This is a genomic window from uncultured Comamonas sp. (assembly GCF_964277875.1).
Lineage (GTDB): Bacteria > Pseudomonadota > Gammaproteobacteria > Burkholderiales > Burkholderiaceae_C > Comamonas > Comamonas sediminis.
The window spans coordinates 19,757-29,649 of sequence record NZ_CAXYJV010000033.1 but is presented as its reverse complement, the minus strand read 5'-3'; the positions used below and the strand labels follow the sequence as shown (position 1 = coordinate 29,649).

The following is a 9,893-nucleotide window of genomic DNA, read 5'->3' as shown; positions in this document are numbered from 1 at the left end:
TGGTTCGAGCCCAGGTTGAGGAGCCAAAGCTTTTTGGGCTTTGCAATCGCACAGAGCCTGTTCACCGTTTATTCCTCAATAGCTCAGTTGGTAGAGCGCCGGACTGTTAATCCGTAGGTCCCTGGTTCGAGCCCAGGTTGAGGAGCCACTTCAAAAGCCTGCACACATGTGCAGGCTTTTTGTTTTTGCAGGCCCAGCCCCGCTGCGGCGGCAGAACTGCAGTATTTATCACCCCCGCGCCGCCTTGGGGGACGGCAGCCTGCCATTTGGCCGCTACCATGGCAACAGACACCATGAGCGCCAACCACCACACCCCTCCGCTTGCCTGGCTGCAGCCCGATGACGACTTTCCGCCGGTCGACAGGGCCTGGGGACCCAACACGCCCCACCCCGGCCTGCTCGCCGCCGGCGGCGTGCTCGACAGCGCCCATCTGCAGCAGGCCTACCGCCAGGGCATCTTCCCGTGGTTCAGCGAAGGCTCGCCGATCCTGTGGTGGTCCACCGATCCGCGCATGGTGCTGCAACCGGCCAATTTCAGGCTCCACCGCTCGCTCAAGCAGGCGATCCGCAAGTTTGAACAGGATCCGCACAGCGAGCTGCGCATCGACAGCGACTTTGCCGCCGTGGTTGCAGCCTGCAGCCAGCAGGCCCGCCCGGGGCAGGATGGCACCTGGATCGTTGACGATATCCAGGCTGCCTACACGCAGCTGCACCGCGATGGCTTTGCCCACAGTGTGGAGCTGTGGCAACGCGGCCGGTTGGTGGCCGGGCTGTACTGTGTGGCCATCGGCCGCGCGGTGTTTGGTGAATCGATGTTCACCACGGTCCCCAATGGCTCCAAGATTGCGCTGGCCGCACTGGTGCAGATCTGCCGCCGTGAGCAGGCGCCGATGATCGATTGCCAGCAAAACACCGGGCATCTGGCCTTCATGGGTGCAGCAGAGATACCGCGCAGCCGGTTTGTGGCCCATGTTCGCACGCAAATAGCGCTGCCCCCGATGCGTTGGGAGTTTGCATCTCGCGATTGGACTGACATAATCCCACTATCTGAAATGACATCTCCGCATCCGGATGAGTAGGCTGAACGAACTACCACTGCACAGCTTGCAGTTTTATGCGACAGCGCCCTACCCATGCAGCTATCTTGAAGCGCGCATGGCGCGCTCTCAGGTAGCCACGCCCAGCCACGCCATCCAGAACGATGTCTATTCCGAACTGATCCAGCAGGGATTTCGCCGCAGCGGCCTGTTCACCTACCGCCCTTATTGCGATGGCTGCCAGGCCTGCGTGCCTTTGCGCGTGCATGTGCAGGACTTCAAACCCAAGCGCCACCAGCGCCGCGCGCGCAAACAGCATGAAGCCCTGGAAGTGCGCGTGCTGCCACTGGGCTTTCTGCGCGAGCACTACGCGCTCTACCTGCGCTACCAATCGGCCCGCCACACCGGCGGCGGCATGGATGAGGACAGTGTCGAGCAGTATTCGCAGTTCATGCTGCAAAGCCGGGTCAACAGCCGCCTGGTGGAGTTCCGCGAACCGGCACAGGGCACACAGCCCGGCGCCTTGAAGATGGTCTCGATCATCGATATCCTCAACGACGGCCTGTCCGCCGTCTACACCTTTTACGAGCCCGAGGCCCACACCAGCTACGGCACCTACAACGTGCTCTGGCAGATCGAGCAGTGCCGTGCGATGGGCCTGCCCTACCTGTACCTGGGCTACTGGATTGCCGCCAGCCCCAAGATGCAGTACAAGGCCGACTACCAGCCCTATGAGGTCTACATCGACCAGCGCTGGCAACCGGGCCAGCTCGCCAACCATTGCGCCGCCTGATCGCTGCGATCAAGCGGCCACCCCTATCCTTGTTATCTGAGCGCCAGTCTACGCATGACCAAAACAACACATGACACCGTCACCAAGCCCAGCGTGCAAGTGCTAGAGCGCATGTTCACGCTGTTGGACGTCCTGGCCACGCGCGAGGAAGCGGTGTCACTGAAAGAGCTCAGCGAAATCACGGGCCTGCACCCGTCGACGACGCACCGCATCTTGAATGACCTGACCATCGGCCGCTTCGTGGACCGCCCCGAATCGGGCAGCTACCGCCTGGGCATGCGCCTGCTGGAGCTGGGCAACCTGGTCAAGGCACGCATCAATGTGCGCGAAGTGGCATTGCTGCCAATGCGCCGCCTGCACCTGGCGACCCAGCAGGCCATCAATCTGAGCATGCGCCAGGGCGATGAGATCGTCTACGTGGAGCGCAGCTTCAGCGAACGTTCGGGCATGCAGGTGGTGCGTGCCATCGGCGGGCATGCGCCCTTGCATCTGACCTCCACCGGCAAGCTCTTCCTGGCCGATGATGAACCCGAGCGCGTGCGCGCCTACGCCATGCGCACGGGCCTGGCCGGCAATACCAAGAACAGCATCACCAACCTGGCGGTGCTTGAGCGCGAGCTGTCCAAGACACGCCAGTACGGCGTGGCACGCGACAATGAAGAGCTGGAGCTGGGCGTGCGCTGCATGGCCGCAGGCATCTATGACGACCAGGGGCGCCTGGTGGCAGGGCTGTCCGTCTCCGCCCCCGCTGACCGGCTGGAGGACGCCTGGACCACGCGCCTGCAGGCCACGGCGAGCGAGATCTCATCGGCACTGGGATTTGACGAACACCGCCAGCCCAACGCACGCTGACGCCAGTCCGCCCTGCACACTCGCAGACGCAAAAAAACCTGCCGAGGCAGGTTTTTTGTTGGGTGCCTGGCGTCAGTGTTTGGCCAGCAGGTGCGTGGCGGAGCCTTCCACCCAATGGCGCACCCGTTCGGCGTCTGCCAGACGGCCAAACTTGCCAGCCGAATCCAGGAACACCATGATTAGCTTGCGGCCCGCGACCTGGGTCTGCATCACCAGGCAGCGCCCGGCTTCGGAGATATAGCCGGTCTTTTGCAGGCCGATGTTCCACTCCGGGTTGTGCACCAGGCGGTTGGTGTTGTTGAACTGGACCGTACGCTCACCCACTTCCACCTGGTAGGACGGCGAGGTGGTCAGATCGCGCATCAGCGGATCGGAGTGCGCCACGTTGACCAAGGTCGCCAGGTCGAAGGCGCTGGACTGGTTGGAGCTCGACAGGCCGGTGGGCTCGACATAGCGGGTATCGGCCATGCCCAGCATCTTGGCTTTCATGTTCATCAGGCCGACAAAGGTCTGCATGCCACCCGGATAGGTGCGGCCCAGCGCATGCGCTGCGCGGTTTTCGCTGGACATCAGCGCCAGGTGCAGCAACTCGCCACGCATCAATGTGGTGCCGACACGCAGCCGCGAGCTGCTGTGCTTTTCGGTGTCCACATCGTCCTGGGTGATGGTGATCATCTCGTCCATCGGCAGCTGGGCCTGGGAGATGATGAGGCCGGTCATCAGCTTGGTGAGCGAGGCGATGGGCAGCACCGCATGGTCATTCTTGGACAGCAGCACCTCATGCGTGTCCTGGTCCAGCACCAGCGCCACGCTGGACTTGAGGGCCAGCGGATCGGTCACATCATGCAGACCGGCGAGCTGGCCGAAGGATTGGCGCTCGGGAATGATGACGGCCGAGGCGACCGCAGCACGACCGGCATGGCGGCCCACCTTGGCGACGGTGGTCTTGCCCTTCGCAGCCTTGCCTGCGAGCTTTTTGGACGCGGGCGCTGCAGCTGCCTGCTTCTGGCGCCCGTTGCGCTCACCCTTGGAGGCCACGGCCGCCTGCTTCTTGCCTGCTTTGGCCTGCACATGGGCCTTCGCAGCGGGCTTGTTCTTGGCGCTGGCATGGGCGGCAGGCGCCGCTAAACCAAAGGCCAACGTACAAATTGCAAACAAATGTGAAAAACGACGCAAAACACTGCGATGACGTAGCGCCATTATTCTGCTCCCTACAAATACGATAGCTGACAGCGGAAATTTGGATTCAAAAAATCGCGCAAATTCATGAACTTACGCGATTCTTCAATTATTTAAGTGAAATTATATTCCGAAGTCTCAACCTTGTGCAGCTACTCGCTCCGTAGGATTTTGTAACTTGTTCAGTGCAGCGATGTAAGCCTTCGCTGACGCCACGACGATATCGGGGTCTGCACCTACACCGTTGACGATGCGGCCACCTTGCTGCAAGCGTACGGTCACCTCACCCTGGCTCTCGGTAGAGCCGCTGATCGCATTGACCGCATACAGCACCATCTCCGCACCGCTGCGCGCCTGGGATTCGATGGCCTTCATCGATGCATCGACAGGCCCGTTGCCGGTGGACTCGCCGCGCACTTCCTGGCCGTGGGCAATCAGCACCACACTGGCCTTGGGCTGCTCGCCCGTTTCGCTGGCTTGCGACAGCGACACGAAGCGGTAGGTCTCAGCCTGGGCTTCCGCGCCTTCCATGTGCACCAGTGCCAGGATGTCCTCGTCAAAGATTTCACTCTTGCGGTCAGCCAGGTCCTTGAAACGGGCGAAGGCGGCATTGATGTCGCTTTCGCTGTCCATCACCACACCCAGCTCCTGCAGGCGCTGCTTGAAGGCGTTGCGGCCCGAGAGCTTGCCCAGCACGATCTTGTTGGCGCTCCAGCCCACATCCTCGGCCCGCATGATCTCGTAGGTGTCGCGGGCCTTGAGCACGCCATCCTGGTGGATGCCCGAGGCATGGGCAAACGCATTGGCGCCCACCACGGCCTTGTTGGGCTGCACCACAAAGCCAGTGGTCTGGCTGACCAGGCGGCTGGCGGCCACAATGTGCTGGGCGTCGATGTTGACATCGAGGCCAAAGTAATCGCGGCGCGTCTTGACGGCCATGACGACCTCCTCCAGTGAGCAGTTACCCGCGCGCTCGCCCAGGCCGTTGATCGTGCACTCCACCTGGCGCGCACCACCGATCTTGACGCCGGCCAGCGAGTTGGCGACGGCCATGCCCAGGTCGTTGTGGCAATGCACCGACCAGATGGCCTTGTCACTGTTGGGAATGCGCTCGCGCAGGTTCAGAATGAACTGGCCGTAGAGTTCGGGGATCGCGTAGCCGACGGTGTCAGGCACATTGATGGTGGTGGCGCCTTCGGCGATCACCGCCTCGATCACGCGGCAGAGAAAATCCGGGTCGCTGCGGTAGCCGTCTTCGGGACTGAATTCGATATCGCCCACCAGATTGCGGGCAAAACGCACCGACATCTTGGCCTGCTCGAACACCTCATCGGGCGACATGCGGAGTTTTTTCTCCATGTGCAGTGGGCTGGTCGCAATGAAGGTGTGAATGCGCGCCCGGTTGGCAGGCTTCAAGGCTTCGGCAGCGCGGGCAATGTCACGGTCATTGGCGCGGGCCAGCGAACAGATGGTCGAGTCCTTGATGATGGAGGCGATGCTCTGCACACAATCGAAATCTCCGTTGGAGCTGGCGGCAAAGCCAGCCTCGATGACGTCCACCTTGAGGCGCTCGAGCTGGCGCGCAATGCGCAGCTTCTCGTCCTTGGTCATCGACGCGCCGGGCGACTGTTCGCCATCGCGCAAGGTGGTATCAAAAATAATCAGTTGGTCGCTCATCGTGTGTTCTCCATGGCATGGGTCATGCGCTGCCGCCGTGCTGCCACTGTGGGTAAGTGGAATCTCTACAACAGGCTGCAGGAAAGCGGTCTGCCCGCTCTCCTGCAGCCTGCGTCAACCGCGCTGTAGTTTACGTGCTTTGCTCTGCCTGTGGTTAGGCAGCAGCCGTTTCCGCAGCTGCTTGTGGCGCTGCCGTTTGCACGCTGGCGACAGCACCGCTACGTGCCACCGCGCTCATCACCGCGCGGAAAGCCGCCTGGGTGCTGTTGCTGTCCATGCCCACGCCGTACAGGCTCTGGCTGTCGCCGACGCGCAGCTCGATGTAGGCGGCAGCGGTGGCATTGGCGCCCTTGTCGCCGCGCGCATCACTGGCGGCAACGGCATGCTCGCTGTAGTCGAGCAGGCGTACAGGAATACCAATGGCACTGCTGACCGCCTGCACAAAGGCATCGATCGGTCCATTGCCCTGGCCGGCAATGCTGACAGCCTGACCGGCCCATTGCAGCTTGCCGCTGATGCGCACGTCATCACTGTCGCCCGATTCCACGCGGTACTGGGCCAGTGCATGGTTGGCGCTGAGTTGGTACTCGCGCTCGAAAATTTTCCACAAATCCTTGGCGGTGAACTCGGTGCCCGCGGTGTCCATCGCGCGCTGCACGACCTGGCTGAACTCGATCTGCAAGCGGCGTGGCATCGCCAGGCCATAGGCTTCTTCGAGCAGGTAGGAGATACCGCCCTTGCCCGACTGGCTGTTGACGCGGATGACGGCCTCGTAGCTGCGGCCCAGGTCCTTGGGGTCGATCGGCAAGTAGGGAATTTCCCAGATATCGGCATCCTGGCGGGCCGCAAAGGCCTTCTTGATGGCGTCCTGGTGCGAGCCAGAAAACGAGGTGTAGACGAGGTCGCCGGCATAGGGGTGGCGGGCAGGCACCGGCAACTGGTTGCAGTACTCGACTTCGGCACGGATGGCATCGATGTCCGAGAAATCCAGTTGGGGCGATACGCCCTGCACATACATGTTCAAGGCCACATTGACGATGTCGAGGTTGCCGGTGCGCTCGCCATTGCCGAACAGGCAGCCTTCGACGCGGTGGGCGCCGGCCATCAAGGCCAGCTCGGCGCTGGCCGTGCCAGTGCCGCGGTCGTTGTGCGGGTGCACCGACACGACCACCTCTGGGCGGCCAGCGAACTTGCGCACCATCCACTCGATCTGGTCAGCAAACACGTTCGGGGTGGCGTTTTCCACCGTGGTGGGCAGGTTCAGAATGATGTCACGGCCAGCGCCCCAGGCGGCAATCGCGGTCTCGCAGGCCTGCAAGGACACATCGAGCTCGGCCAGCGAGAAGGTTTCGGGCGAGTACTGCAACACCCACTCGGTGCCCGGCTGGGCATCGGTCAAGGCCTTGAGGTGGGTCACCTGGTCTTTGACCAAGGCCATCACCTCGGGCACGCTCATGCCGAACACGACCTTGCGCCAGACAGGGGCCACCGCGTTGTAGATGTGGACGATGGCGCGCGGCGCGCCTTGCAGGGCCTCGACCGTGCGCGTGATCAGCTCAGGGCGGGCGGGGGTCATCACCTGGATGGTGACGTCGGCAGGGATGCGCTTTTCCTCGATCAACTGGCGCACAAAGTCGAATTCGATCTGCGAGGAAGCGGGAAAGCCGACTTCGATTTCCTTGAAGCCAATCTTGACCAGCATGTCGAACATACGCAGCTTGCGCGCCAGGTCCATCGGCTCGATCAGCGCCTGGTTGCCGTCGCGCAGATCGGTCGACAGCCAGATGGGTGCCTGGGTGATCTGGGCATCAGGCCAGGTGCGGTCACGCAACGCAATGGCTGGAAAAGCGCGGTACTTGCTGGAAGGTTGGGTCAACATGGTTGGCTGGTCTTTCTCATCGGAACAAAAAGTTCGGGGTTGGAAACCAGCAACCTGCTAAAACAGAATCGGCCCGTTGCTGGTGCAAACGGGCCGAGGTGTAGGGGTGAAAAACTGCGCGCTACTCTACCTGCCCGTTGGACATGCTAGTAGTAGAGCTAGGGACAGGTTTTGCATGGCGTTCACTCTAACACAGGTTTTGACGAAAGTCCGCAAAAAATTCAATCGTGGTGCAAGCCGCGCTCTTCGGGCTCGTCGGTCGAGGTCGCCACGATCGACACATGCTGGCCCTTGAAGCGGCGCCAGGCATAGATCACATAGCCCGAGAGCAAATAGGCCACAAAAATGAGGAACAGCATCGTGGCCGGCTCAATGCTCACCACCGCCAGCAGCAGCACCACGACCACCAGCGAGAAGAAAGGCACGCTCTTGGCAGCCCCTGCGTCCTTGAAGCTGTAGTAGGGAATGTTGGTGACCATCGTCAGGCCTGCCAGCAAGGTGATGGCGAACATGATCCAGGACAGGTCATCGCGGCTGGCCGGATAGCCGCCGAACAGCGCAATCACCTGGCCAAAAATCGGTACATCGCGGTGCGATACCAGGAGTGCGCTGGTCAGCCAGATAAAGCCCGCCACCAGGGCTGCAGCAGCGGGAGACGGCATGCCCTGGAAATAGCGCTTGTCGACCACGCCAGTGTTCACGTTGAACCGCGCCAGGCGCAGCGCCGCACAGGAGCAGTAGACGAAGGCGGCAATCCAGCCCCAGCGGCCCAATGGGCGCAACGCCCATTCATAGGCAATCAGCGCCGGAGCAGCGCCAAACGACACCATGTCCGACAGCGAGTCCATCTGCTCGCCAAAGGCGCTTTGCGTGTTGGTCATGCGGGCCACACGCCCGTCCAGGCTGTCGAGCACCATCGCGCAGAACACGCCCACGGCGGCAGCCTCGAAACGGCCGTTCATGGCCATCACGATCGAGTAAAAGCCGCCAAACAAGGCGGCCAACGTAAACGAGTTGGGCAGCACATAAATGCCCTTGCGCCATTTGCGCTGCGCAGGCACCAGCGCAGGCGCTGCAGCCTTGGGCTTGGTTTCGTTATCGTCCAGCATTCAATCCACTCCAGCGCCAGCCATATCTGCGCAATCAGCTACATATTTTATAGTTTCCGGCGGGCTCGGGCCCGGCCGGGCATGGCCTACAGTGTAGCTTTTGCCACGATGGGCCCACCGGGGATGCCCATGAAAAAAGGACTGCCTCGGCAGTCCTTTGCGAATCAGCACGGCGCTGCTGCAGGCAGCGGCGGCCAACGCGATTTAGTTGCGGGTCTGGTCGACCAGCTTGTTCTTGGCGATCCAAGGCATCATGGCGCGCAGCTGACCACCCACTTGCTCGATCTGGTGATCGGCCGTGTTGCGGCGGCGGGCGGTCATCGATGGGTAGCTCAGACGGCCTTCCTGGATGAACATCTTCGCGTAGTCGCCGTTCTGGATGCGCTTGAGCGCGTTGCGCATGGCCTTGCGCGACTCTTCGTTGATCACCTCAGGACCGGTCACGTACTCGCCGTATTCGGCATTGTTCGAGATCGAGTAGTTCATGTTGGCAATGCCGCCTTCGTAGATCAGGTCCACGATCAGCTTGAGCTCGTGCAGGCACTCGAAATAGGCCATTTCAGGCGCGTAGCCGGCTTCCACCAGGGTCTCGAAGCCCATCTTGATCAGCTCGACAGCACCGCCGCACAGAACGGCTTGCTCGCCGAACAGGTCGGTCTCGGTTTCTTCCTTGAAGTTGGTCTCGATGATGCCGGCCTTGCCGCCACCATTGGCCATCGCGTACGACAGGGCCAGGTCACGGGCCTTGCCGGACTTGTCCTGGTGCACAGCGATCAGGTGGGGCACGCCGCCGCCTTGGCTGTAGGTGTTGCGCACGGTGTGGCCAGGGGCCTTGGGTGCCACCATCCACACGTCCAGATCGGCGCGGGGCACGACCTGGTTGTAGTGCACGTTGAAGCCGTGTGCGAACACCAGAGAAGCGCCTTGCTTGATGTTGTCCTTGACGTTGTCGTTGTACACCTTGGCGATGTCTTCGTCAGGCAACAGGATCATGACCACGTCGGCGGCCTTCACGGCGTCGTTGACTTCCATCACGGTCAAACCGGCCTTCTCGGCCTTGGGCCAGGAAGCGCCGGACTTGCGCAGACCCACAATGACCTTCACGCCACTGTCGTTCAGGTTTTGCGCGTGCGCATGGCCTTGCGAGCCGTAGCCGATGATGGCGACGGTCTTGCCTTTGATGAGGGACAGATCACAGTCCTTGTCGTAAAAAACTTTCATGCTTCGCTCCGTTGGTATCAGTCAAAAATGCAAACAAACACTTGTTCAAGAATCTGTATCGTCAGGGGGCCTTGCGGTGTTTCCTGACGCCAGCAAATAAGCCCCCGCTACAAAAGCGCCCAATCCTACTATGAGGGACAACCACA

At 61.6% G+C, this 9,893-nt stretch carries 8 protein-coding genes and 1 tRNA gene; 4 read left to right on the top strand and 5 right to left on the bottom strand.

From position 1 onward, the window contains the following. Positions 1-72 precede the first annotated feature (72 nt). The 4 genes from ACHWUQ_RS11985 (at position 73) to ACHWUQ_RS11970 (ending at position 2,682) form a co-directional block, all read left to right on the top strand. A tRNA-Asn gene (locus ACHWUQ_RS11985) sits at positions 73-148 on the top strand. 145 nt (positions 149-293) lie between these two features. Then, on the top strand, positions 294-1,079 hold the full coding sequence (gene aat / locus ACHWUQ_RS11980; protein ID WP_394681256.1) for a leucyl/phenylalanyl-tRNA--protein transferase: 786 nt from the start codon (positions 294-296) through the stop codon (positions 1,077-1,079). After that, entirely contained in the window at positions 1,072-1,830 is a 759-nt protein-coding gene (locus tag ACHWUQ_RS11975) for an arginyltransferase (RefSeq protein WP_312415367.1), read from the top strand. Before aat ends, ACHWUQ_RS11975 begins: the two co-directional genes overlap by 8 nt. A 54-nt stretch (positions 1,831-1,884) precedes the next feature. Further along, positions 1,885-2,682 carry an IclR family transcriptional regulator gene (locus ACHWUQ_RS11970; RefSeq protein ID WP_239808754.1) on the top strand — a complete coding sequence of 266 codons (798 nt, stop codon included), beginning with the start codon at positions 1,885-1,887 and terminating at the stop codon, positions 2,680-2,682. Positions 2,683-2,754: 72 nt separating this feature from the next. Here ACHWUQ_RS11970 and ACHWUQ_RS11965 read toward each other — a convergent pair whose 3' ends face one another. The 5 genes from ACHWUQ_RS11965 to ilvC all read right to left on the bottom strand — a co-directional run bounded on the left by ACHWUQ_RS11965 (position 2,755) and on the right by ilvC (position 9,747). After that, positions 2,755-3,882, bottom strand: coding sequence for a serine hydrolase (locus ACHWUQ_RS11965; RefSeq protein WP_239808755.1), 1,128 nt, complete (start codon positions 3,880-3,882; stop codon positions 2,755-2,757). A 117-nt stretch (positions 3,883-3,999) separates the two neighbouring features. Beyond that, positions 4,000-5,538 (bottom strand): 2-isopropylmalate synthase, encoded by a 1,539-nt coding sequence (locus tag ACHWUQ_RS11960; RefSeq protein ID WP_239808756.1) that lies wholly within the window; start codon positions 5,536-5,538, stop codon positions 4,000-4,002. Positions 5,539-5,692: 154 nt separating this feature from the next. Next, the gene (gene leuA, locus ACHWUQ_RS11955; RefSeq protein ID WP_394681255.1) at positions 5,693-7,417 is read right to left on the bottom strand and encodes a 2-isopropylmalate synthase; all 1,725 of its coding nucleotides are present in this window, start codon (positions 7,415-7,417) and stop codon (positions 5,693-5,695) included. A 221-nt stretch (positions 7,418-7,638) separates the two neighbouring features. Further along, positions 7,639-8,526 (bottom strand): CDP-diacylglycerol--serine O-phosphatidyltransferase, encoded by an 888-nt coding sequence (pssA, locus tag ACHWUQ_RS11950; RefSeq protein WP_312415359.1) that lies wholly within the window; start codon positions 8,524-8,526, stop codon positions 7,639-7,641. A 204-nt stretch (positions 8,527-8,730) separates the two neighbouring features. Continuing rightward, complete coding sequence (gene ilvC, locus ACHWUQ_RS11945) at positions 8,731-9,747, bottom strand: ketol-acid reductoisomerase (protein WP_230773062.1); 1,017 nt, start codon at positions 9,745-9,747, stop codon at positions 8,731-8,733. Positions 9,748-9,893: the final 146 nt, after the last annotated feature.